The sequence below is a fragment of the Streptomyces sp. UF-297 genome, assembly GCF_058245575.1.
The window spans coordinates 1-23,491 of record NZ_JBSIBZ010000022.1 but is presented as its reverse complement, the minus strand read 5'-3'; the positions used below and the strand labels follow the sequence as shown (position 1 = coordinate 23,491).

Annotated in this window: 23 protein-coding genes; 15 read left to right on the top strand and 8 right to left on the bottom strand. The window is 69.6% G+C overall.

Annotation, left to right across the window (positions count from 1 at the left end; all coding sequences use genetic code 11):
• The first annotated feature begins 93 nt into the window (after positions 1-93).
• From AC4IJH_RS15405 to AC4IJH_RS15395, 3 genes are all read left to right on the top strand, one after another.
• A complete protein-coding gene (locus AC4IJH_RS15405; RefSeq protein WP_490852246.1) occupies positions 94-1,029 on the top strand; it encodes a M56 family metallopeptidase in 936 nt (311 codons plus the stop codon).
• 77 nt (positions 1,030-1,106) lie between these two features.
• A complete protein-coding gene (locus tag AC4IJH_RS15400; RefSeq protein ID WP_490852245.1) occupies positions 1,107-1,862 on the top strand; it encodes a phosphatase PAP2 family protein in 756 nt (251 codons plus the stop codon).
• Between the two features lie 153 nt (positions 1,863-2,015).
• Positions 2,016-2,711: an HAD family hydrolase gene (locus AC4IJH_RS15395; protein ID WP_490852327.1), complete on the top strand. Its 696-nt coding sequence runs from the start codon at positions 2,016-2,018 to the stop codon at positions 2,709-2,711.
• Between the two features lie 125 nt (positions 2,712-2,836).
• On the opposite strand, the gene AC4IJH_RS15390 is transcribed toward AC4IJH_RS15395, so the two are convergent.
• Both AC4IJH_RS15390 and AC4IJH_RS15385 read right to left on the bottom strand, forming a co-directional pair.
• On the bottom strand, positions 2,837-3,139 hold the full coding sequence (locus AC4IJH_RS15390; protein ID WP_490852244.1) for a hypothetical protein: 303 nt from the start codon (positions 3,137-3,139) through the stop codon (positions 2,837-2,839).
• 406 nt (positions 3,140-3,545) lie between these two features.
• Positions 3,546-3,938, bottom strand: a complete 393-nt coding sequence (locus AC4IJH_RS15385) for an ANTAR domain-containing protein (protein WP_490852243.1) — start codon at positions 3,936-3,938, stop codon at positions 3,546-3,548.
• A 98-nt stretch (positions 3,939-4,036) separates the two neighbouring features.
• Here AC4IJH_RS15385 and AC4IJH_RS15380 point away from each other — a divergent pair, with 98 nt between their 5' ends.
• The gene (locus AC4IJH_RS15380) at positions 4,037-4,645 is read left to right on the top strand and encodes a TetR/AcrR family transcriptional regulator (protein WP_490852242.1); all 609 of its coding nucleotides are present in this window, start codon (positions 4,037-4,039) and stop codon (positions 4,643-4,645) included.
• Positions 4,646-4,836: 191 nt separating this feature from the next.
• On the opposite strand, the gene AC4IJH_RS15375 is transcribed toward AC4IJH_RS15380, so the two are convergent.
• Together AC4IJH_RS15375 and AC4IJH_RS15370 are read right to left on the bottom strand one after the other, a co-directional pair.
• Positions 4,837-5,322: a YfbM family protein gene (locus AC4IJH_RS15375; protein ID WP_490852241.1), complete on the bottom strand. Its 486-nt coding sequence runs from the start codon at positions 5,320-5,322 to the stop codon at positions 4,837-4,839.
• Positions 5,323-5,520: 198 nt separating this feature from the next.
• Entirely contained in the window at positions 5,521-6,039 is a 519-nt protein-coding gene (locus AC4IJH_RS15370; RefSeq protein WP_490852240.1) for an HAD domain-containing protein, read from the bottom strand.
• A gap of 174 nt (positions 6,040-6,213) precedes the next feature.
• Between AC4IJH_RS15370 and AC4IJH_RS15365 the strand changes: the two genes are divergently transcribed.
• Positions 6,214-6,984, top strand: coding sequence for an SDR family NAD(P)-dependent oxidoreductase (locus AC4IJH_RS15365; RefSeq protein WP_490852239.1), 771 nt, complete (start codon positions 6,214-6,216; stop codon positions 6,982-6,984).
• Between the two features lie 524 nt (positions 6,985-7,508).
• Here the strand turns inward: AC4IJH_RS15365 and AC4IJH_RS15360 are convergent.
• Entirely contained in the window at positions 7,509-8,348 is an 840-nt protein-coding gene (locus tag AC4IJH_RS15360; RefSeq protein WP_490852326.1) for a DUF4394 domain-containing protein, read from the bottom strand.
• Positions 8,349-8,809: 461 nt separating this feature from the next.
• Here AC4IJH_RS15360 and AC4IJH_RS15355 point away from each other — a divergent pair, with 461 nt between their 5' ends.
• Complete coding sequence (locus AC4IJH_RS15355) at positions 8,810-10,036, top strand: PucR family transcriptional regulator (RefSeq protein ID WP_490852238.1); 1,227 nt, start codon at positions 8,810-8,812, stop codon at positions 10,034-10,036.
• A gap of 78 nt (positions 10,037-10,114) precedes the next feature.
• Here AC4IJH_RS15355 and AC4IJH_RS15350 read toward each other — a convergent pair whose 3' ends face one another.
• Both AC4IJH_RS15350 and AC4IJH_RS15345 read right to left on the bottom strand, forming a co-directional pair.
• Entirely contained in the window at positions 10,115-10,804 is a 690-nt protein-coding gene (locus AC4IJH_RS15350) for a hypothetical protein (RefSeq protein ID WP_490852237.1), read from the bottom strand.
• A 176-nt stretch (positions 10,805-10,980) separates the two neighbouring features.
• Positions 10,981-11,160, bottom strand: a complete 180-nt coding sequence (locus AC4IJH_RS15345) for a LysR family transcriptional regulator (RefSeq protein WP_490852236.1) — start codon at positions 11,158-11,160, stop codon at positions 10,981-10,983.
• Between the two features lie 135 nt (positions 11,161-11,295).
• Here AC4IJH_RS15345 and AC4IJH_RS15340 point away from each other — a divergent pair, with 135 nt between their 5' ends.
• The 4 genes from AC4IJH_RS15340 (at position 11,296) to AC4IJH_RS15325 (ending at position 16,296) form a co-directional block, all read left to right on the top strand.
• Positions 11,296-12,540 (top strand): MFS transporter, encoded by a 1,245-nt coding sequence (locus AC4IJH_RS15340; RefSeq protein ID WP_490852235.1) that lies wholly within the window; start codon positions 11,296-11,298, stop codon positions 12,538-12,540.
• Between the two features lie 173 nt (positions 12,541-12,713).
• Complete coding sequence (locus tag AC4IJH_RS15335) at positions 12,714-12,896, top strand: lichenicidin alpha family lanthipeptide (RefSeq protein WP_490852234.1); 183 nt, start codon at positions 12,714-12,716, stop codon at positions 12,894-12,896.
• A gap of 114 nt (positions 12,897-13,010) precedes the next feature.
• A complete protein-coding gene (locus tag AC4IJH_RS15330; protein ID WP_490852233.1) occupies positions 13,011-15,974 on the top strand; it encodes a type 2 lanthipeptide synthetase LanM family protein in 2,964 nt (987 codons plus the stop codon).
• 118 nt (positions 15,975-16,092) lie between these two features.
• Positions 16,093-16,296, top strand: a complete 204-nt coding sequence (locus tag AC4IJH_RS15325; RefSeq protein ID WP_490852232.1) for a class II lanthipeptide, LchA2/BrtA2 family — start codon at positions 16,093-16,095, stop codon at positions 16,294-16,296.
• An 11-nt stretch (positions 16,297-16,307) separates the two neighbouring features.
• Here AC4IJH_RS15325 and AC4IJH_RS15320 read toward each other — a convergent pair whose 3' ends face one another.
• Entirely contained in the window at positions 16,308-16,643 is a 336-nt protein-coding gene (locus AC4IJH_RS15320) for a hypothetical protein (RefSeq protein WP_490852336.1), read from the bottom strand.
• Here AC4IJH_RS15320 and lanM point away from each other — a divergent pair.
• From lanM to AC4IJH_RS15295, 5 genes are read left to right on the top strand one after another with little or no spacing between them, the layout of a single operon-like run.
• Positions 16,587-19,268, top strand: coding sequence for a type 2 lanthipeptide synthetase LanM (gene lanM / locus AC4IJH_RS15315; RefSeq protein WP_490852325.1), 2,682 nt, complete (start codon positions 16,587-16,589; stop codon positions 19,266-19,268). The two genes, AC4IJH_RS15320 and lanM, sit on opposite strands and share 57 nt — an antisense overlap.
• The gene (locus AC4IJH_RS15310) at positions 19,268-21,433 is read left to right on the top strand and encodes a peptidase domain-containing ABC transporter (RefSeq protein ID WP_490852231.1); all 2,166 of its coding nucleotides are present in this window, start codon (positions 19,268-19,270) and stop codon (positions 21,431-21,433) included. The genes lanM and AC4IJH_RS15310 overlap by 1 nt, the downstream gene beginning before the upstream one ends.
• Positions 21,434-21,485: 52 nt before the next feature.
• A complete protein-coding gene (locus tag AC4IJH_RS15305; protein ID WP_490852230.1) occupies positions 21,486-22,397 on the top strand; it encodes an ABC transporter ATP-binding protein in 912 nt (303 codons plus the stop codon).
• Positions 22,394-23,179 carry an ABC transporter permease gene (locus AC4IJH_RS15300; RefSeq protein ID WP_490852229.1) on the top strand — a complete coding sequence of 262 codons (786 nt, stop codon included), beginning with the start codon at positions 22,394-22,396 and terminating at the stop codon, positions 23,177-23,179. Before AC4IJH_RS15305 ends, AC4IJH_RS15300 begins: the two co-directional genes overlap by 4 nt.
• Positions 23,166-23,432 carry a hypothetical protein gene (locus AC4IJH_RS15295; protein ID WP_490852228.1) on the top strand — a complete coding sequence of 89 codons (267 nt, stop codon included), beginning with the start codon at positions 23,166-23,168 and terminating at the stop codon, positions 23,430-23,432. The genes AC4IJH_RS15300 and AC4IJH_RS15295 overlap by 14 nt, the downstream gene beginning before the upstream one ends.
• The last annotated feature ends 59 nt before the right edge of the window (positions 23,433-23,491 follow it).

Genomic DNA, 23,491 nt, shown 5'->3' with positions numbered 1-23,491 from the left:
TCCGGCCGAGCAGCAGGCCTAAGACCGGTGGCGTACATCACTTCCGCCTCAGGACCGTACCAAGCGGCTGTCCGCGGCTCATAAGGTAACGGCATGATGGTCCCCTTCGCGCTGATCGTGCTCGGCGGGCTGGCTGCGGCGATGGCGCCGCGCCTGATGGCCCGCGCCGACTGGCCCGACCGGGAGCCCGTGCTCGCCCTGTGGGTGTGGCAGTGCGTGGTGGCCGGCGTGCTGCTGTGCTGTGTGCTGGCGATGTCGCTGAGCGGCGCGGCCGCGTGGGAGGCCGTACGCAGCCACGTCTTCGGGCCCGCGCCGCATGCCGTCGTGGAGGCGTACGCGCTCAAGGCGTACGGGCCGTGGGCGGGCGCGCTGGCCGTCATCCTGGCGGGCGGCGGGGCGTGGACGGTGGCGATGCTGACCCGCGAGGTGCGGGCCGCGCGGGCCCGGCGGCGGCAGCGGCGCGCCGAACTGGTGCTGCGCTCGCCCCGGCTGCCGGGCGAGGAGCACGACGGCGACCGGCTCGTCGTCCTGGAGGGCAACCGTCCGCAGGCCTGGTGGCTGTCCGGCCCGGCGCCCCAACTCGTCATCACCACAGGCGCGTTGCGCCGCCTGAAGGGCCGTCAGCTCGATGCGCTGGTAGCCCACGAGCAGGGGCACGCGCGGGCCCGGCACGACCTCCTGCTGCACTGCGCCTCCGCGCTGGCCGTCGGCTTCCCGCAGGTGCCGGTCTTCGCGGCGTTTCGCGACCAGGTGCACCGGCTCGTGGAACTCGCCGCCGACGACGCGGCCTCCCGCCGCTTCGGCCGCCTCACCATCGCCCTGGCCCTGGTCGAACTCAACGAGGACCGCGGCGTGTTCGGGCCCTGCCCCAGCCAGCTCGCCGAACTCCCGCGCCGCGTCGACCGCCTCCTCTCCCCCGGCCCCCGCTTCTCCCCCGCCCGCCGTCTGCGGATGACGGCGGTGGCCGCGCTGGTCCCGGCCGTACCGCTGCTGGTGACGTTCATCCCCGGGCTCAGCGCGCTCGCGTAGCGCACACGCGGCGGGCACCGGCGGCTCCGGTGCGGCGGGCTCGCCAGGCGAGCGGGGATTCGGCGAGGATCGTGGGTATGTCATCGGCGCCACGTCTGTCTTCGCACACCTCCCGCAGAGTCCCGTTCGGCGAGCGGCGGTACCCGCCAGGGACCGTGGCGCTGGCCGTCGGAGCGGGGCTCACCGCCCTCGCCGTGGTGCTGTGGTGCCTGGTGGCGTCGCGCTGGCGGCCGTTGGCGGGCTGGGACGCGTCGGTCACCGCCGACCTGCACCGTACGGCGGTGGCCGAGCCCGGCTGGACGCAGGTCAACCGGGTGCTCACGGACTGGGTGTGGGACCCGTGGGCGATGCGGGCCCTGCTGGCGGTGTGCGCCGGGTGGCTGCTGTTGCGCGCGCGGCGGATGGTGGCCGTGTGGGTCGCGGTCGCCGCGCTGGCGAGTGCGGCCGTACAGCAGGCGGTGAAGGCAGTGGTCGGCCGGGACCGCCCGCGCTGGCCGGACCCCGTCGACTCCGCCCACTACGCCTCCTTCCCCTCCGGGCACGCCATGACGGCGGCGGTCGCCGCGGGCCTGGTGCTGTGGCTGCTGCACCTGCACGCCGTATCTCCCGTGTGGCTATGGGCCGTTGGGGCGATGGCCGCACTCTCCGTCGTCGGTGTCGGCTTCACCCGCGTGTACCTGGGAGTGCACTGGCCGACGGACGTGCTGGCCGGCTGGCTGATGGGGGGCGCGGTGGCGGCCGTCGCGGCGGGCGCGTACGCGAGACGACACGGCCACGGCGCGGGCGAACGGCACGGGCCGCCGCGCCCGCGCCAGAGCACCCGGACCGAGTGAGGGCGCGTCCACCGCGTGACGGCGTGCCCGTCGCTTGAGGGCGCGCCCGTCACCTGACCGCGCGCCCATCGCCCGACGGCTCGGACCGTACGGTGACCGCCGCACGGCGATGCGCACTTGGACCGGGGCCGGGGAGCGGTCAGGATGGCCGCTATGACGATCAAGGGCGTGCTTTTCGATTTCTCCGGGACGTTGTTTCGCATCGAGTCGGCCGAGAGCTGGCTGCGGGCGGCCCTGCGGCAGACCGGTACGGCGATGGACGAGGCCGATGTCGTGGTCCGGGCTGGGGAGTTGGCGCGGGCGGGGGCGCTGCCCGGCGGGTCCTCTCCCGTCGAGATGCCCGCCGAGCTGGCCGGACTGTGGGAGATCCGCGACCGCAGCAACGGGCACCACCGCGACCTCTATACCGGACTGGCCCGTCAAGTGCCGCTGCCGGACGAGGAGTTGTACGACGTGCTCTACGAGCGCCATATGTCGCCGGACGCCTGGTCGGCGTACCCGGACGCCGCCGAAGTGCTGGACACGCTGGGGCGGCGCGGCATCCGCGTCGGCGTGATCAGCAACATCGGGTGGGACCTGCGCCCCGTCTTCCGCGCCCACGGCTTGGACCGCTGCGTACAGGCGTATGTCCTCTCCTACGAACACGGCATCCAGAAGCCGGACCCGCAGCTGTTCGCGGTGGCCTGCGAGCAGCTCGGGCTGGCCCCCTCCGACGTGCTGATGGTCGGCGACGACCGCGAGGCGGACGGCGGGGCCACCGCGCTGGGCTGCGCCTATCTGCCGGTGGACCACGTGCCCGTGCACGAGCGCCCGGACGGCCTGCGGCCGGTACTGGGACTGGTGGAGTGACCTGAGCGGTCGATGGGCCCGCCGCCGGTCCGGTCTGCGGACCGGCGGCGGAGGTGCCTAGGGAAAACGGAGCCGGGGCCCCGCAACCGGGCGCGTCAGATGCCGTGACCCCGCAGCCTGGCGCGTCAGGTGCGGTCACCCTCGGTCGGCTCCCGGCTGCCTGCCTTGGCCAGACCCCTGCTGATCATGTAGCCGATGCTCAGCAGGGTGACGTACAGCCACGCCTGGTCGGCGGGGAAGCGGTCCACGGTCCCGTCGCCCTCGCCGACCACGGCCGAGGCGACCAGCACCGCGGCCACCGCGGCGATGAAGACGAAGAGTTCCGTGGTCTTGAACGAGGGCTTGGTCTCCGTGTGCAGTCGCTGCCCTGTGTAGGTGCGGTGGGGCGTACCGGACTCGGGTACCCCGGCCGACGATGCAGCGGTCATCGTGTCCTCCTGTACTCCTGGACTCGATTGGGCTGAACTCGATGGGACTGAACTGACTGATGGGACTGAACTCGTTCGGGTCCGGCGGCCGTCGGACCGAGTCGAGAGTACCCAGCCCCTTGCGCGCGGAACGCCGCATCCCGGTTCTGGAGATTGTGCAAGTGGTGCCGTCGGCCAGCGGCGGGCGGGACGTCCGGGGCCGGTGCTGCACGGTGGGCAGGCGGCGGGTGCGGGTGGGAACGAAGCGGGCTTACGGGGTACAGGGCGTCGCGTCGTGACGGGGCCGGGCGGCAGACTCCGGCCGGATCGGGGGCGTGGGCGGCGGGTCGGTGGGGACGTCGGGCGGCGGCGCCGACTGCGTATGCCGCGGGCAGCCGACGTCGGTTTCGTACAGCAGTCACAGGATTCAGGGGCGCGACTCGGCCAGGCGGAAGGACCGGTGCCGGGCCAGCGCCTCGCGCAGCGCGCGCCGCGGCGGGCCCGCCGGCAGCGGGCCGTTGGCGCTGGCCACGACGGCGTCGGCGATCGTCCGCAGTTTGATGTTGGCGCGCTGGGAGGCGCGGAGCAGGATCTCCCAGCCCTGTTCGGCGGTGCACGCCTCGGTGGCCATCAGGATGCCGCGCGCCTGGTCGATCACCGGGCGGCTGTCGATGGCCTGCCGCAACTGCCGGTTCTCCGCACGCAGCCGCTCCAGTTCGGCGGCCCCGTTCCACTCCTCCCCATAGGCCGCTGACGGAGGTACGCCGGCCGGCGACGGTTCGTCGCGGGCCGAGCAAGACCGTTCTGTCTCGGGGGACATGGGCCCAGCATCCATGGACCGCAAAGCTCTGTCCAGGGCTACGCTGAGCGCGACGGCCCTTTCCGTACCACCACACCCCGCCCTCCACGAGGCTCGCGATGACGACGGACCACAAGGCACCCCCGCCCCGCGACCAAGCGGCACCCCCGCCCCGTAACGAAGCGCGCGAACGCATCCTGGACACCGCTTATGAGCTCTTCTCGCGGCGCGGCGTACGCGATGTCGGGGTGGACGAGGTGATCAGCCGGTCCGGCGTGGCCAAAGCCACCCTCTACCGCCACTTCCGTTCCAAGAACGACCTGGTGCTGGCCTTCCTCAAGCGCCGTGAGGAACGGTGGACGCTGGGGTTCGTCGAGGCCGGGGCCCGGCAGCGGGGGCGTACGCCCGAGGAGCGACTGCTGGCGATCTTCGACGTGTTCGACGACTGGTTCCACGACGAGGAATTCGACGCGTGCACCTTCATCAACGTCCTGCTGGAGATGCGCTGGAACCACCCGCTGGGCCGCGCCAGCGTCCAGTACCTGGAGAACATCCGCACCATCGTGCGCACCATGGCCGAGGAGGCCCGGCTGCGCGACCCGGACTCCTTCGCCCGCTCCTGGCACATCCTGATGAAGGGCTCCATCATCTCCGCCGCCGAGGGCGACCACGACGCCGCCCGCAGGGCCCGGTCGATGGCCCGCGGCCTGATAGCCGAGCACCGCTGACCAACGCGGCGCGGACGGCACCGACCGGTACGGCACTTACTGGCACGGCGCGGGCGGCACTGACCGGTACGGCACTGACCGGTACGGCACGGACGACGCCGACCGACACGGCCCGGACGGCCGCCCCGGAGCGCCACCGCCCGCGGGCTCCGCGCGGACCGGCCCGGTGCGCCCGGGCCGCAGGACCTCCCCTAGAAGCTGAAGTTCATGAACGCCCCGTAGCCGCCCTCGGCCGCTCCGGTGAAGAAGGCGACCAGGTCTTCGTAGGCGCTCTCCAGCCACTCCAACTCGCCCTCGGGGTCGAATCTCCAGACGTCGGGATACACCTCTTCCTTGGTCATCCGCTCCCAGTCGTAGTGGGACGCCAGCTGCTCCCACGGGGTGGCCCGCAGCTGCCCGGCCACGGTCTCGATCTGCTCCGCGGTCCACCCGAACAGGGTGCCGTCCTCCCGTATCGGGTACCCGTCCATCAGGAATTCGAGGTACACGTCCGTCTTGTCGAGCAGGAACTGGAGCCCGGCCCACGCCTTGTCCGGTCCGCCTCGGGGACGGGCCTTCAGCAAGGGGTCGTCGCTGTCGTACAGCTCGTCGATGTACGCACCGGCCCAGCCGGGGTCCGCCTCCGCCCTGTCCAGCTCTTCCGCCGTCGCACTGATGAACGAGACACTCACGCCCATGACCGGCAATCCCCCTTGGCGCACCGTCCGTTCGACCCTTTGATCGAACTGCGACGGCGAGTGTGCCACAGGGCTCTGACAACGACGGCGGAAACAGCTCCGACCACGGCCCTCACAAACGCGCCGCGCCCCGCCCGGCCACCACCCCGGCGATCGGAATCCGAAGGCACGCGCGCCGCCCATGACGCCTCTTCGCCGTCAACTCCGGCGTCGTACCGCCCACTTGGCCAGCGCCGTGAAGTCCCCAGGGACCAGCCCCACCGACGGGTCGACTCGGAACAGCAGCCCTCCGGCCGGGTGGTTGCGGGCGCACCAGGCCCGGTCCGCGTCGCCGATCTCGTCGTCGACCCAGGCGAAGTCGCGGCCGGCCGCCCACTCCACCAGGTAACGCGTCTTCCAGTGCACGCCGTCCGGGTCGCGGTGGTGCATCTGCGGCCAGTCCACATACGGCAGTTCCGGCAGGCCCAGTACGGGCCTGATCCACTTGTTGGCCTCCGCCTTCCACGTCGTGGCCCAGACCAGCCGGTAGCCCACATCCAGCAGCAGCCGGCCGTGGTCGCGGTTGAGCCACACCAGCAGCGGCTCGCGCGGCCGCTCCCAGCCGGTCGGGCGGGTGGGGTGCGTGGTGTAACCCGGCGGCCTGCGACGGCCTTTGGCCATCCAGGGGTTGAGCGGGCCGTCCACGTCGAGGAAGAGCAGAGGGCGGGTGTCGGTCACGGCTCGATGATCCTCCGCCGGTACGCCACCCGCGACCCACCGCGCAGGTCCGGGCCCGGTGCGACCGGATTCCGACCCCCTCTTATCGTGGCCCCCACCACGAAACACCCCACTGGCCACAACCGTCACACCAGCACCGTCCAGCCCGTGGCCTACACGAAGCGGAGCCCCTCCATGAGCGCGTTTCTCACCGACCTCTTCTGCCTGCACGGGCGCACGGCACTGGTGACCGGCGCCAGTTCGGGCATCGGCCGGGAGATCGCCGGGGCGCTGGCCCGCGCCGGGGCCGGTGTCATCCTGGTGGCCCGCACCGAGGACCACCTGCGACGGGCCACCGAGGAGATCGCGGCCGAGGGCGCGACGGCACACTGGTTCACCGCCGACCTGGGCGACCGGCAGTCCGTACGCGAGGTGTCCGACGCGGTGGAGCGCTACGCCGAGCCCGACATCCTGGTCAACGCCGCCGGCATCAACCTCCGCCCGCCCATGGACGAACTCACCGATGCCGACTGGGACCGCACCATGGCCGTCAACCTCGACGCGCCCTTCCTGCTCGGGCAGCGCTTCGGGCCCGCGATGGCCCGCCGGGGCTGGGGCCGCATCATCAACCTCGCCTCCCAGCAGACGGTACGCGCCTTCGGCAACAGCGGCGCGTACGGCGTCTCCAAGGCCGGGCTGTCCGCCCTGACCCGCTCCCAGGCCGAGGCCTGGTCCCCGCACGGCGTCTGCGCCAACGCCATCGCCCCCGGCCTCGTCCACACCCCGCTCACCGAGCCGGTCTTCTCCGACCCGGTGCGCACCGAGGCCATGGCCCGACGGACCATGACCGGACGCAACGGCCTTCCGCAGGACTTCACCGGCGTCGCGGTCTTCCTGGCGAGCCGGGCATCGGAGTACGTGACCGGCCAGACGCTCTTCGTGGACGGCGGATTCTCGGCGACCTGATTCCTGTACGACGGTCTGAGGCCTGTACGGCGCGAGCGCACCCGCGCACACGGGACGCTGTACCGACAGGCCCCCAGGAGTCCTCCGGCCAGTGCGCGGCGGCTGCCCGGCAACCATGGACGAGCAGGTCGATGGCGGCAGTACGGGAGTCGACGCTTCGGGTGGGCATGGGCGTCATGAGTACGGATACTCATGCATTGACCAGGTATGGATCAGTAGCTTGACGTCCAGATCGTGATGGCCACGCTGATCGCCCTCGTGGCCCTCGGTGGCGCGGCGCCGGAAGCCCGCCACGACTCGTCCGTCTCGTCGCAAGGAGACTCGTGCCGGGACGCGCCGTCGGCCCCCTGGTGCAACGGGTAATCAAGCATCGCACCGAGGCGCTGACGGCGCCCACGACACCGGCCGCGTCGACGACTTGAGCGAGACGCGCACCGCTCGCCACGGCCGCCGTCCTCGCCGCGGCCTGCTGGAAGCATCCGGCCTGCAGCGCGGCGGCGAGGACATGAGCCCCGCAGAAGGACTCAGCTCCCGGTCAGGGTGATGGCGAGGTCCGTGATGTTCAGTGGGAACTGCCCGGCGGACGTCACCTCGCCGGTGAAGAGGTTGACGCTGTAGAGGGACGGCGTGCTCGCGCCGTTCGGGGTGAGCGAGGCGAACGCGGTGTTCGTCGTCGTCTTGCCGTTGACCAGCGTGCTGAAGATGTCCAGGCCGGCGTTGGGGCCCGCGTCGATGGTGAGGGAACCGGTCGGGGCGAGGGTGCCGTTGTTGGCCGGTGACTGGATGACGACCTGGTCCGTGGTGGTGTTGATGTTGAACAACGAGGTCGCGGTGGTCCCGTTCAGGTCGTTGTTCGTGTAGGCGGCCGCGGTGACGCCCCGGGTCGGCCCGGTGGCCGGTGGGGTGGTCAGGATGGCGTCCTCGACCGTGGTGTGGTCCTTGAGGTTGTGCCGCAGGTTCTGACCGTTGTCGCTGATCACACGGAGCCGGTCGGCCGCCGGGTTGAAGTCGATGTCGAAGTTGGTGCCGTACAGCGCGACTTGGAGCTGGGAGACCTTGGTGACGACCACGTCGGAGGTCGCCGGCGGGGTCTTGATGGTGTAGATGCCGCCCTTGTCACCGACGCCGTACATCAGGCCGTCCTGGGCCCGGTGGTCGATCCCGATCAGCTTGGTGTCACCGACGAGCCCGGTGACGGCTCGGACCCAGTCGAGGACGGTCGGGCGGTCGGTGGTGAAGGTGGCCATCAGGGTGCCGTCACCGGTGATCCCGAAGGCCCGCAGGCCTGCGGGGGCGGCAGGTGGGGCGGGAGCGGCCGAGCCGGTCCCCGGCACGCCCACCAGGAGCGCTGCCGACGCGGACATGACCGCGGCCGCCGCCACACATCTCTTCCTGATTCCTGTTTCCACGGGCTTGCCTCCCGTTCGGATCATTCGGATCTCGCATCGTCCTGATCTCGCATCGTTCGGATCGTCCGGATCGTTCGGATCGTTCGGATCGTTCGGACGAAGGTCATGACACGGTGCACAGGTGAAATGCCGTTCCCGCACGTCGATTTGATGCGTGCGAGGCACATTGTCCGCGCGTGGACACATGTGGGTATACAGAACTCCGAAGCGTCCCCCGCCGCTCGGCGAGCTCCCCCATTAAGCCCGCGTCACCGCGACCTCACAAGCAGATCGCACGTCAACAGCGCCCGGATCCGGCAATTTTGCGCACTGTGACAACATGCCGCCACTGCCCCGGTCGTCAGTTCATGCGGAGTGACACAGGCCGTCCGGATTTCGACTGTGGAACGTTCACCCGGAACAGCATGCTCACCTCCATGGTGAGTCTCTTCGCCGAGCTGGCCCGGCAGGCGTCGGCCAACGCCCGCCGCGAGATCGAGACATACGTGCGCGAGATTCCGGAGTTCGGAATCCTGGACGGGAATCCGCGGGCCAGGGCCCAGGCCATGGAGTACGCCATGTGGTTGAGGCGCCGCACGGTTGAACTCTCACCGGACAACAAAGCGCTCAATGACAACGACCTCGGCTACATCGCGTCGATGGGCGAGTCACGGGCCGGAGCGGGAATGTCGCTGGACGCGCGCCAGCGAGTTCTGCGCGTGCATACCGCACTCATGCTGCGCGAGATCAACGAGGCGACCGAGGCCCAGCGCGGCGGCAGCGTCGATGAACTCATGCGGATGATGAGCTGGTTCGCCCCGCAGGGCGAGCGGGGAATCAGTGCCTACCGCCAGGGATTCGTCACGGCACTGGGCCACCGCCTGCCGTACGTCGAAAAGGTCGCCCTGCTGGCAAGGTCCCTGCTGACCAACGACCCCATCGCCGCAGAACTCGCCCCCATCGTGGACATGAAAATCCCCGAATACTGCGCCGTGACAGTGATACGCGTACCGGACCTCCGCACCGACGATCACACACTGCAAAGCGATCTCGAAGCACTGCTGAAAACACACCGGGTACCCGCCCTCTGGTCTCCTCGGAACACACACCGGGACGGCGAGCTGATCGCCCTGATCCCCGTGCCACCGCCCCCGTTCCCCGATGCGACAGAGACCGCGGCTCCCCACCCCGTACCCCACCCCGCCCCGGACCTCATACGGGACCTCGCCCAGTGCCTGAACCGCCCCTGCGCCGCGGGAACCGCCCTCGCACCGCTCCCCGAACTCGGCGACGCCCTCGACCGGGCCCGGCGGATCAGCAGGGCCGCCCCACTACAACGCCCCTCCCCCCACCTGCGCGCTCACACCCTGGCAGACCTCTTCATCGAACTCGCCGTCGCCGACGCACCATTGATCGACGACTGGCTCCACACCGTGGCCCGACGCCTCGCCCCCGGCCCCGACCTCCTCCTCACCCTGAACGCCTACTACCACCACGACATGAACCGCGGCACCACCGCAGCCGCCCTCACCATCCACCCGCGCACCCTGGACTACCGCCTCCGCCGCGTCCGCACCCTCACCGGCATCGACCCCACCTCCACGCACGGCGTACGCATCCTCAGCTCAGCGGTGACACGCCACCTGTCAGGCGCCTGGCGCTGAGCCGCCGGCACCACGAGGCACACCGCACTGCCGTACGCCACAGCCGACGCGGCCGCCCCCCAGCGCCGCCAAGTACCCCTAGATCAGCGGAAGGTGGTACTCCACAGCCCGTCGCTGCGTCGAGTGGAAGCCGAGAGCGGTCAGTGCCGCGTTGAGCGTGTCGTCGTCGGGGGCCGCGTACGTCTCGGCGGTGCGCACCCCGGGGTGCTCGTCGCGCACTCGGTGCAGGACGGCGGAGAGCAGTCCGCCGAGCGCGGCATCGGTGCTTTCCTCCTCGCGGTCATGCACCAGAGTGGCCGTGGCGCCGTCCAACTCCACGTCGTACCAGGCGTCCTCGAGGCCGAGCCGGAAGACGGCCTCCTCCGGGGCGGGCAGCACTCGCACGTCGGGCGCGACGGCGGGCAGATCCGCGGCGGGCAGGCCGAGCTCCCACCAGCGGTACACCTCCTCGCCTTCGGTGGCGCCCAATTCCGCCAGCGCGTGCGCGGGCATGTCGTCGGCCTCCGCGACCCACCGCAGCACCGTGCCCCCGGCCTCCCGTACGACCTGCGCCGCCGCCCGCATCAGCGGCACCAGCGCGCCCTCGGTCGCCTCCGGCAGCGCGACGAACCTGAGGCCGGTGTCCGCAGCCCCCAGGTCGAGCAGCGTGACCGAGCCCGTCACCGCCTCGCCTTCGCGTCCTACGACGACCGCGACGGTGCGGTCGCCGTCCCAGTGGTGGTCGGGCACTGCGCCACGGTCACGATGGATCTCGATGTCGATAGCCATATCCCGATCATTACACACATATCGAACGCACGTTCTCTAGTGACGGCGCTCAGGCGCAAGCCCGGCCCAATGTCTCGGCCTGACGGGCACGGCTCAGGTCCGCAGGAACGGCCAGGGGGTGGATGAGTGAGCCCCGTGATGGGTCCCCGGTGATGGGCCCGGCGGAGGTCACGGCCTCAGCCCACCGGTGTCTCACGCAGCGCGGTGCGGGTGAACAGCCGCACCCCGAGGATCTTCTCCAGGGCGGCGATGCGTTTGGAGACGGCCTGCTGGGTGATCGACAATTCGGCGGCGGCGTCTTGGAACCGCCCGGCGTCCGCGGCGGCCACGAAGGTGCGCACAGCATCGAGATCCACGCCGACGATGGTACGGACACAACGATCGGTTGTGTTCTCCTGGCGGATCGGTTGTTTGATCTCGTCATCCGCTACTCGCTTTGATGCCGGCGGTCAGCGCGTGGTTGTCCGGTACGGGCGAGGGGTGCATGGGGTATGGCGGGTAGGCGGGCGCTGGGGCGGCCCTTCGGGTGGTTGTGGGCGGCGTTTGCGGTCAGCTCGTACGGCACGGGGTTCGGGTTCGGCGCGTTTCCCTTGATCGCGGTCCTCGTGCTGGACTCCGGACCGGCCCAGGTCGCGGCGCTGGCTGCCGCAGGGCGGGCGGTGGGTGCCGTGGTGGCGGTGCCGCTCGGCCCGTGGGTGGAGTTCCGCCGCAAGCGGCCGGTCATGGTGGCGATGGACCTGACCCGGTTCGCGGCGCTGATGAGCGTCCCCGCCGCGTTCGCGCTCGGCTGGCTCAGCTTCGCCCAGCTCCTCGTCGTATCCGTCGTCGTCGCAGCGGCCAACATCGCCTTCACCGCGGCCAGCGGCGCGTATCTCAAGACGCTCCTGCCGCCGGAGGACCTGCTCGTCGCGAACAGCCGGTTCGAGTCCACGACATGGACCGCGACCATGGTCGGGCCACCGCTCGGCGGGGCCGCGATCGGGCTGCTCGGCCCGGTGACGACCCTGGTCGCCGATGCGGTCAGCCACCTGCTCTCGGCCCTGGGCATCCGCGCCATCGGCGGAAGCGAGCCGCACCCCGCGCGGACCGGCGCACGGCGGTTGCGGGCGCGCGATCTGCTCGAAGGATGGCGCCACATCCTCACCCATCCCGCACTGCGCCCGCTGTTCCTCAACGCGATCGTGGTCAACGGCCTGATCATGGCCTCCGAGCCGCTGCTCGCCGTACTCCTGCTGGACCACCTCGGGTACGCACCCTGGCAGTACGGCCTCGTCTTCGCGGCCCCGTGCGTCGGCGGCCTCATCGGCTCACGCCTCGCACGCCCCCTCGCGACACGATTCGGGCGGCACAAGGTGCTCCTCACCTCCGGGACACTGCGCGCGTGCTGGCCTCTCGGATTGGCGTTCGTCCAGCCGGGCGTCCCCGGCATCCTCCTCATCATCGCCGTCCAACTCGGCCTGGTGACCTGCTGCGGCGTGTTCAACCCGCTGCTGTCCACCTACCGCCTCGACCACACCGGCCCCGGCCGGGTCGCCCGTACCCTGGCCGCCTGGTCGATCAGCAGCAGCGCCGCCATCGCGGCCCTGACCGCCGCCTGGGGCCTACTGGCCGCCATCACCGGCCCCCGCACCGCAATCGCAGCCGCCGGCACCCTCCTCCTGGCCACCCCCCTCCTGCTCCCACGCCGCAAGAACACCCCCCAGAACACAAGGAAACAGACCGCAAGCCACACCTGACACACCACAGGGCGCAGGCATTGTGGGCTCGACCTTGGGTGGGGGGAAAGCCTCGACTTGGGACGGGGGAGTTTCCTCTGGTTGATCAGTAATCTCCTTCAGGTCTGGACCAGTAAAGAGTGCATGGTGATCCCGACCGCCATGACTCCCTTACCGATGAAAGGAGTTCGCTCATGAGCAACGCGAACGTTGGCATTCTTGAGGAGATTGAGGACCAGCACCTGGAGGACTTCAGTGCCGCCGGGGCTTGGGACTGGGTCACGTCTCTGAGCTGCGTGGGTGCCAGCATGCTCATTGGAAACAAGGGCAAGCTGTGCACGGCCACGGTGGAGTGCCAGAGCAACTGCAACAAGTAATGCCAGATTGGCGCCGGGGGTTCTCCCGGCGCCATCCCGCCTCCACCTTTGGATTTGTACGTCGTGACGAGCCATTCCGAGTCAAGAGACATAGCCGGCGCCCTGCGGAAGTATGTGCCTGAACTGACCTCCCCGGAACTGCGGGAGCGGGTCGGTGAGCGGCTCCGCCGTGTGGGAGATGACGCCGATGGTGCTGCTGCCGCACCGGAAGAGGCGTCCCCCGGCCCGGGCCCCGCCCCGTACGAGGCTTCTCTCGACGCCGATGGCCGTCTGATCGACTACTTCGCCCACTTCGCGGAGCCGTGGGTGGACATGGTCCGCCGTGCGGCCGGCGGATCTGCTGTCGTGGCCGAGGGCGACTCGATTGCCGATGACTTCCGCACGGTGCAGCTGGGTGTGGTGTCCGGCCTGATGATGCGGACCCTGCTGGAGGAGCTTCATCTGCGGCGTGCGGGTGGGCTGCTGGAGGGTGCAGGTCCGAAGGAGCGGTATCGCAGCTTCCGCGCGTGGACGAACAGTCCGGCGGGGCATCGTGAACTGCTGGAGAAGTATCCGGATCTCTTTCGGATGGTGGAGAAGCGGGTCGGGGACGCGGCGCGCTATCTGGTCGGCGTGATACGCGAAGTGGAGAACGTCGAGGAGCGCTTGCAGTCCCTGTTGCCGGGGCAGGAAGGCGGGCGGCAGGTCTCGGCCATCACCCTGGGCGAAGGCGATACCCACAACGGCGGCAAGTCGGTGGCGCAGGTGGTATTCACCGACGGCAGCCGCGTGCTCTACAAGCCGCATCCGGTGGATTGCGAACTGGGCTACAACGCGTTCGTCTCGTGGATGAATGACAGGGTGGGGACGGACCTGCGTACGGTCGCGGTCCTGCCCACGTCCGACGGCGGGTTCGTCGAGTTCATTCCCACCGAGCGGCATCAGGGCAGCGAGAAGGAGTACTTCGCCAAGATCGGGCGCATTGCCGGAATTCTGTTTCTTCTCAAGGCCGTTGATATTCACTTCGAGAATGTCGTGTCCTGTGCGCAGGGGCCGGTGGTGGTCGATGCCGAGACGCTGATGACTCCGCGTCTGCGTACTCCGGACTCCTACGACGACTCAGCCGCCTCCAACACCGCAGCTTTGATCATCCATGAGTCGATCGTCGGCTCCGGTCTCATGCCGATGGTCCTCAAGGCCCGGGACTCCGACCAGGGGCTCGATATCGGGGTCGTGGGGTACGACGCCGGGCAGCGGACCCTCTACAAGAATCTCAAGCTGCACAATCCTGGCCGCGACGACATGTACGTCGGGATGGCCCTGGCCGAAACGACCGCGGTCAATGCCAATCTCTCCGTCCGGCAGGCGGCGGACCTCCCCGTGCCGGCGCAGCGGGACATCATCAAGGGCGAGTTCCGGCGGATCCTGGAGTACGCGCAGGGCCACCCGCACGCGGTCATGGAGGCCATCGAGACCTTCCTCGGCGCCGCCCGCTTCCGTTACGTCAACAATCCGACGGTCTTCTACAACCAGCTGCTGCGCATGGCGACCCACCCGGATGCGATCGCCGATCCGCTGGTCAGGGCCGCGGTGCTGAACCGCGTCGTGCTGCGCACCGGTGACGCACCCGAGATCGCCGACGAAGAGGTGCGACAGCTGGCGGCGGGCGATGTCCCGTACTTCAGCTACTCCGCACGCTCGTGCGCGCTGATGGCCGACGGCCGTACCGTGCAGGCGGACGCCCTGGCGGAACCGGCGCTGGAGACCGTTCGCGCCCGTGTGCACGATCTGGACGCCCAGGTGATCGAGCGGGAACTGGACCTGATCGACTTCTCCTTCGTCAACAAACTGCCCACGGATCAGGAGCAGACAGGGTTCACGCCCGTACGAACAACCGCCGAACCGGCCCCAGTTGACCGGTCCCGGATGGTGGGCGAGGCCGTACGGATCGGCGAGCGGCTGCTGGCGACGATGGTGCGGGGCGAGGACCGCAAGCACCCGGCGACGTGGATCGCCCCGCAGGTCACCACCGATTCGCAGAGCCAGTGGACTCCGGGGACCCTGGGGTACGACATCTACGGCGGCAGTCCCGGACCTGCCCTCGTCCTGGCCGGCCTGGCGCGCGCGACCGGCCGCGGCGACTTCGCCGACGCCGCGCGCCGTGTTCTGGACCCCATCGAGGCGCAGCTGCGCGGAGGGCATCTGAGCGAGCTGGGCGTCTCCGTCGGCGGCATGACCGGTATCGCGGGCACGGCCTACACGATCGCCGTCGCCCGGCAACTCCTGGGCGAGCCGGAGCCCATGCGCCTGGCGGAGATGGCGCGAGAGCTCGTCCCGCGGCCCGGGGCCGAGGTCGGCACCGACTACGTCAGCGGCCTGTCCGGCACCCTGGCCGCCTGCATGGCCCTGCACGCCCGCGCGGCGGACGGCGCCGAGAAGAGCGCGGTGGAGCGGGCGGTGCGGGCCATCGCGGCCGCGCAGGTCGAGGAGCTGGGCGGGATCGGCCTGGCGGACGCCAGGGTCACCGACTACACCGGTTACGCCCACGGCGCCATGGGCATCGGCCCGGTCCTGCTCCAGTACGGGACCGACTTCCACGACCCGCAGGTGCGCGGTCTGGGGCTGCGGATGACGCGGGCGGTGCTGGAGTCCGCCGACGACCGGGACCGCGACTGGCCCCGGGCCTGGGGTGCGCCGGACCGCTCCTACGGCTGGTGCCATGGCGCGCCGGGACTGCTCCTGGGCGCACTGTGGGCCGCGGCCTACGAGCCCTCCTGTGTCCCGGAGGCGACGCTGTCGCGGCTGGCCGAGCTCACTCTCGCCCGCGGATTCGGCAACAACCCGACGTACTGCCACGGCGACCTGGCCAGCGCGGAAATCATCACCCAGGCCGAGCGGCAGTTCCCGGAGTTGTTCCGGGGTATGTCCGAAGACCTTTATCCGCGGCTGTTCACCGAAGTCGTCGAGCGCTACGAGGAACGCGTCGACACGAAGTACGGCTACAGCAACAGCCTCTTGGTGGGGCAGTCCGGGTTCGCCTGGTCCGTACTCCGCCACCTCGACCCCGAGACCTGTCCCTCCATCCTGCGCTTCGCTTGAGCGCACTGCGGCAGCAACTCCGCGCGTACTGACGCGCGTTGAGAGCCGCTCCACGAACAAGGCGATCGTCCCGACGATCCCTTGCTGAGAAACACCCAGAAAGAGAAAAGGAAAGAACATGGGCAACATCTCCATGGACCCGGCCACCGGCTTCGTCTCGAAGGACGAGCTGGTCCACCTGGCCGACGAGCCGGAGCACCTGGCGGCGGCCGGCACCCCGGCGACGATCACCGCCGTGACCGCGGTCACCGGTGTCGTCGTGGGCGCGAGCGCCGCGCTGCAGGGCGCGTGCCCGACCTCCGCCTGCACCAAGAAGTGCTGACGCGGCATTGATCAGGTGCCCCGGACCTGCGCGGTCCGGGGCGCCTCCCCCCATTGCGAGAGTCCATGACGAGCGTACGACGAGAGCGCACCGTGCCACTGAACAGCGAATTCCTCGACGAGTTGGTTCTTCGTACCCTTGCGGAAAGAGCCGACGTCTTCGGCGGGTTCTACGCGCCCTATCTGCAGGACTGCGCGCAGGGCATCGCGGCGTGGCAGCGCCATGGCGAAGGCGCACTGACCGAGGCCGTAGATCTGCCCGAGGTCGCCGAGTCCGTGCTGCGTTCCGTCATGGACGGTTGTGTCCAGATCGGCGTGCGTACGCTCATCACGGCTTTCCACGCCCATCGGCAGAATGCCATGAGTGCCGTGCGTGCCGTGAATGCTGTGAATGCCGTTGGCGTGTCACCGGGATTCGAGGCATTCCATACGTGGGTGAGCAGCCCGGCAGGGCATGACGCCGTTCTGCGGCAGGCGCCCGAGCTGGACCGGCTGCTACGGCTGACGGTCGCCCGTACCACGCGCGCCGCGGGCACGGTCGTACAAACTGCCGTCCGGGAACGGGAGTTGATCGCCGACGTTCTCGGGGTGCAAGGCCGCGTCACCTACCTCTCCCCCGGTCTGGGGGACCCGCACCGCGGCGGACAGACCGTGTGCCACCTGCGGTGGGACAACGGCGTGTCCGCGGTGTTCAAGCCGCAGCAGGACAACTGCCTGAGCCTGCTCGATGTCCTGCGCACCCTGCTGGACGAGGACGGCAGCTTCTTCGGCCCGCTCACGCCCACCACCGTCGTGCGCCCCACCCATGTGTGGCAGCAGTTCATCACCCACACCGATCTCGGTGAAACCTCCCACGCCCCGGCCTACTTCAGGCGCTTCGGCCGCGTCGCCGCGCTGATGAGCATGATCGGGGCCAGCGATCTGCACCACGAGAACGTCATCGCCACGCCCGACGGCCCCATCGTCATCGACACCGAGACCCTGGTCTCCCTGCCGAACACGCCGCCGCCCTCCACCGGCCGGCCTCCGACGCTGGGCCAGGACGTCGAGCGGTCCGTGCTCAACACCCTGTTGTTCCCCGCCCGTTTCGCGGGAGCCAAGCTCGATGTCGACCTCTCGGGCGTGGGGTGCGTACGGCCGGGAGCGTCCGAGCACCTGCAGGCGTTCACCGTCGTGGACGCGGGAACGGACGACATCCGCTTCGACCGCGCCCCGGTCCTCGTCGAGCACGGCCCCAACATGGCCACGGTCGAGGGCGCACCCCTGGACCCGCGCGCGTGGACCGGCGACATCACGGCCGGATTCAGCGAGGCGCGCGAACTGCTGGAAGCGCAGCGGGCCGCGATCGAGGCTGTGGTGCGGCGCTCGGACAACTGGTCGGTGCGCCAAGTGGTGCGCCCCACGTACGTCTACGCCCGCTATCTGGAGGCGTCCACGCATCCGGCGTACCTGGGCAGCACCGGGGCCCGCGCCGAACTGCTGCGCAGCCTCCCCCAGCAGTACCGGGGCGTGGCCAGGGAGTCCTACCAGGCCCTGCACCGCGACGAGACGGCCGCCCTCCTCGACCTCGATGTCCCCTTCTACAGCGTCGCCTGCGACTCCAGCACGCTGCGGGGGGACGGCGACGGCCCGCTCCACGGCGCCTCGGGCAGCACCCCGCGGCAGTCGGCCCTGGCGGCCGTCGACGCCTTCTTCTCCCGTCCGCCGAGCCGCGACCTCGCCTATATCCGCTACGCCATGGCCAGTTCCGTGGACGACGTGTGGGATTCACCCGCGGCTTCGGCCTCCGTCGCAGCGCGGTACCGCGGGCGGCTCCCCGACCTCGCCGACCCGGGACCCTGGCAAGCCGAGCTGCGCGATCTGGTGGTCGGCGGGGACGAGCCGACGCTGCTGCTGCCTCAACTGCACGGCCTCGGGCTGCGGTTGGGCGGGGTCAACGCCCTGCTGTACGACGGCGGCGGGCTGCTCGTCTACCTGGCGCAGGCCGAAGCGCTCTCCCCGGCGGGCGCCCTGGGCGTGGAGGCGGAGAGCCTGTGCCGGGTGGCCACGATGGCGCCGAAGGCGGATACGTCACCCCTCACGTCACCCCTGTCGATGTCGCCCTTCACCGGAGCCCTCTCCGGCCTCGTCACCCAGCGGGAGATCCAGCGGCGCCTGAACGGCGCGAACACCATGGAGGGCAGCGCGTTCACCGAGGCGTCCCTCCACCCAGCCGGCCCGCCCCTCGATGTCCAGCGCCTCTCGGCAGCGGATTTCGACTACCTCAACGGGTACGGCGGCTATCTCACCTATCTCGCGGCGTACGGGACTCAAGGCGCCCCTGAACTGACGGGGACGCCCGTCGAGCAGCTGCTCCAGCGGCTGGTGACGGTGGACGGTGATCCGGAGGAACACGCGGGCCCGCTGGGCCTGGCGCACGGGCGCTTCGGCCGGATCACGGCCATGAGTTCCCTGGTCGGCCGGGGCATGGACACGGGCACCAGCGCACGCGACCATCTGGAGCGCTTCGCGTCCGCCTATCTCCGGCACCGGTGGCAGGACGCCGCGCTGCGCGATCGCGCGAGTTCCGGCGGATGGTGCAAGGGCTATGCCGGAGTGTCCTACGCGGCCGTCACCCTGCTCCGGGCCCTGGGCGCCTCTCCGTACCAAATTCGCGCCGATCTCACACCGGAGATCGAGCACCTCATCGGCGCGGAAACCGGGGGCGACATCAGCTTCTGCCACGGGATGGCCGGCCGTATCGCCGTGCTGTGCCAGTTGGCGGACCGGCTGGAATGGCCGGAACTGCGCACCGAGGCCGCGGCGCTGCGGACGCGATTCATCGAGCGGTACGGACCGGGAGGCTGGTCGTGCGGCATTTCGTCCATACCCGACCTCCCCAGCTTCTTTCTCGGACTGCCCGGCTGGTACTACGCGCAGCTGATGCTGGACCACCCCGGAGTCGAACTCCCCCTGTGTCTTGGAGGTCGCTGATGCGCACGCGCCGGGTCCGCGAAGTACAGCAGCTCACCCAGTCCGAATGCGGGCTCTGCTGCGTTGCGATGGTCCTCTCCGCCTACGGTTCCCGGAACTCGGTCAGCACGCTCAGACATGAGCACGAGGTCGGGCGGGACGGGCTGACCATCAAGGAAATCGCCGAGATCCTGCGGGGCTACCACTTCCAGGTCAAGGCGTACCGGGCCGGTGCCGACCGGCTCGGTCAACTGGCCCTGCCGCTCATCACGTACTGGGACGACAGTCATGTGGTGGTGCTGGAGGAGATCACCGATCGGCATGCCACGGTGGTCGATCCGGCAGAAGGGCGGCGGAAGTACCCGCGGGAGGAATTCGAGAGCCGCTACTCGGGGCTGGCGATCGAGGCGATTCCGACCAGCCGCCATGCCCCGGACCGCTCGCGTGAACCCAGCGTGTGGTGGGAGTTCGTACGGGCCCTGGGCGGTGTGAAGCGGCCGCTCATCCAGGCGTTCGTGATGTCGCTGCTCCTGTACGCCTTCACGATCCTGATGCCGATCGCCACCCAGCACGCGGTCAACGACTACGCGGAATACCTGCACGAGCATCCGCCGGCGCTGCTGGCCGTGCTCTTCGCCGTGCCGATGCTGGCCTTCTTCGGACTGTCGCTGCTGCGCAGTATGTGCCTGGCGAAAGTGATCCGGAGCCTGGGCGAAGTGATGATGGGCAGGACCTTCGAGAAACTGCTGAGCCTGCCGTACAAATACTTCGCCAACCGTTCGCAGGGCGAACTCATCTATCGGCTGTCCAGCGTGGCATCGGTACGGGATCTGATCTCCAGCCAAGTGTCCATGGTGCTGCTGGACATCGGCAGCCTCATCGCCATCTTCGGCTACATGTTCTACCGCTCGTTCGTCCTCGGCGCGACGGCTCTTGCCGTGTTCCTGGCCATGAGCGTCATCGCCGTGACGACGTACCGGCCCATCCGCAGGATCACCGAGCGCGAGATCGGCGAGACGGCCAGGTCATCGACGATTCAGATGGAAGCGCTGTCCTCCATCGAGACCTTGAAGGTCTCCGGCATGACGGACACCTTCTTCAAGGACTGGAAGAAGGTCTATTCCGGGCTGATGGACCACACGCAGCGGCGGATCGTGCTCCAGGGCGCCGCGGCCAGCGGGTATTCGATGTTCCAGGTGTTCGGCCCGCTGCTGGTCCTGGGCGTGGGCCTGTGGCTCGTACTGCGGGGTTCCCTGGACCTCGGCTCGGCCGTGGCCGCCCAGACCATGACGGCCACCTGCCTGGGCATGGCCATGTCCCTGTCCGGTGCCTTCACCCAGCTGATCACGGCCAACGCCCAGGTGGACCGGGTCGGCGACATCCTTCACCAGCCGCCGGCCCCCGACGCCTTCGGTGACCGCGATATCGACCTGCGCGGCGCGATCTCACTGCGGAAGGTCAACTTCACCTATCCGGGGGCGAAATCGCCGGCCCTGAAGGACATCTCCTTCGCCGTCCGGCCGGGCGAGCGGGTCGCCGTCGTGGGCAGTACGGGCTCCGGCAAGAGCACGCTGGGCAAGCTGCTCATGGGCCTGTACCCGATCCAGTCCGGGGACATCGCCTTCGACGGCACCTCGCTCGGTGCGATCAGCGCGGACGCCTTCTACCGCGGCGTCGCCTATGTCCCCCAGGACATCGTGCTCAGCAACCGCACCATCGCCGAGAACATCACCTTCGGCGTCCCCGGCGCCTCGATGGACGCCGTCACCGCGGCCGCGCGGCAGGCCCATGTCCACGACGACATCGCCGCGATGCCACTGGGCTACCACACCCAGGTGCGGGAAATGGGCAGCAGTCTGTCCGGCGGGCAGCGCCAGCGCATCGCCCTCGCCCGGGCCCTGGCCCGCCGGCCGCGCGTACTGGTCCTGGACGAGGCCACCAGCGCGCTCGACACGGTGACCGAATCCAAGATCGCCAAGGCCCTGGACGCCCTGGAGTGCACCCGGATCATCATCGCCCACCGGCTGTCCACCATCGTCAACGCCGATCTCGTCGTCGTCATGCAGGACGGACAGGTCGTGCAGACGGGCCGGCACGACGACCTGGTGGCCACACCCGGCCCGTACCGGGACCTCATCCGCTCCCAGGTCCACCTCGCCCCCGCACCGACCCTCGCCCATGGGTGAGGGCAACGGCCGCGCGCCCGCGCCGCGGCCGTACCCCGTACGAGGAATCACCATGAAAGAAGCACAACACGCCATCGCGGTACGGGACTTGCGCAAGGAGTACCGCGGCACCCGCGCCGTCGACGGAGTCTCCTTCGACGTACGGCAGGGCACCATCACCGGCTTCCTGGGCCCCAACGGCGCCGGAAAGACGACAACCCTGCGCATGATCCTCGGGCTCGTCCGGCCCACCAGCGGCGACGCCCTGCTGTGGGGACGCCCCTACACCAAGGTGGGCACACCGTCCCGGCGCATCGGTGTCTGCCTGGACGCAGGCGCGTTCGTCGGCGGCAGAACGGGCCGCAATCACCTGCGGTGCTTCGCACGGGCGGCCGGGTGCGGCCCCGAGCGGATCGAGACCGTGCTCTCGCTCGTGGGGCTGGAGGCCGCGGCGGGCCGCCCGGCCGCCGGCTATTCGACGGGGATGAAGCAGCGGCTGTCCCTGGCGACAGCGCTTCTGGGCGACCCCGACCTGCTGATCCTGGACGAGCCGGTCAACGGGCTGGATCCCGAAGGAATCCTGTGGCTGCGGCAGTTCCTGCGGAACTTCGCTCACCAGGGCAGGACCGTGCTGCTGTCCAGTCACCTGCTGGCGGAGATGGAGCAGACCGTCGACGAGGTGCTGCTCATGCACCGCGGACGGCTCCTGTGCCAGTCCCCTCTTCCCGACCTGCTCCACGCCGACCAGTGCGTCGTCCGCGGCCGGACCGCGCCCGGCCGTCAGCTGTACGACTGGCTCGCCGGGCAGGGACACGAGTGCGTCCCTTTGCCGGACGGCCGCGTGTGGGTGGGCTCCGCTCCCCCGCGCGTACGCGATGCGGGCCGGGCCGCGGGAATCCCCGCGGACGACTTGCAGGTGGAACCCTGCGGCCTCGAATCCGTCTTCATGCGGCTGACCCGCGCGGCTGAAGGAGTGCCGGCATGAGAACTCAGTTCACCTCCGAGCTGCGGAAGGTCACCACCACGAAACTGTGGTGGATCCTTCTGCTGCTGATGGTCCTGTTCAGCGCGGGCACCACGGCGCTCTTCCTCTACTTCGCCCTCAACGCGCCGCACAGCCCGGTGGAGTTCGGGTCACCCGGGACCGTCGTGCCCTTCTTCAATCTCGCCGCGGCCGTCGCGTATATCTTCCCGCTGGCGATGGGAACGGTTCTGACCACGCAGGAATACAGTTCCCGTACCATCACGACCACTTTGCTCACCGAGCCCGTCCGCGGGCGGGTGTACGGCGGAAAACTCCTGGCGGGCGCATGCGTGGCCCTGGCGTACGGCGTCATTTCCGTAGCCGCTTGCACCGCAGCCGCTGCGACGATGCTCTCGGCACATGGCGAGCGTGTTTACCTGACCGACAGCGGCGTCGTTCTCGCCATCCTGGGGAGCGTTGCGGTGATTTCCGTTTGGGGAATCGTCGGAGTCGGCGTCGGAGCTCTGGTACGGAATCAAGCAGCGGCCCTGGTCGGCATCCTGCTGGTCACTCAATGCGTGGAACCCTTGGTGCGCATGATTTCGTCCTCCATGGGCAGCCCTGCGGTGGGAAACTTCCTTCCAGGCGGGGCAGGAGACACTGCCAGTGGTGGCACCATCACGCAGGCGGCGATCGGTTCCGCTGTCGAATCACAGGCCCTGGGGTTCGGCGTGCTCGGGCTTTACGTAGCAGCCGTCACCGTGTTGGGATGGTGGCGGTTCGCCCGTTATGAAGTCGACTGACCGTCGAACCGGCAACACAATGAAGGAGATCTGCATGCAGAGAACAAAAGGCCTGGAAACGTTGCTGTGGGCAGCCGTCGGAATTCTCTTGATCCTGGCTTTCATCGCGCCGTTCTTCGGCGACAGCCCCTTGGCCGTCGTCGCCCCGCTCCTGATGGCCGTGATTCTGATGTGTGCCAGCCTCGCACAGCGGCAGAAGCGCCAAAAGGGCAGCCAAGCGGAGGCGGGCGGAGGCTCCTCCCGGTCGTACTGACCCGGCCGTGTCCCGGACGAGCTGGGCGTACGTCGGCGGCTGACACACCTTCACGTGTG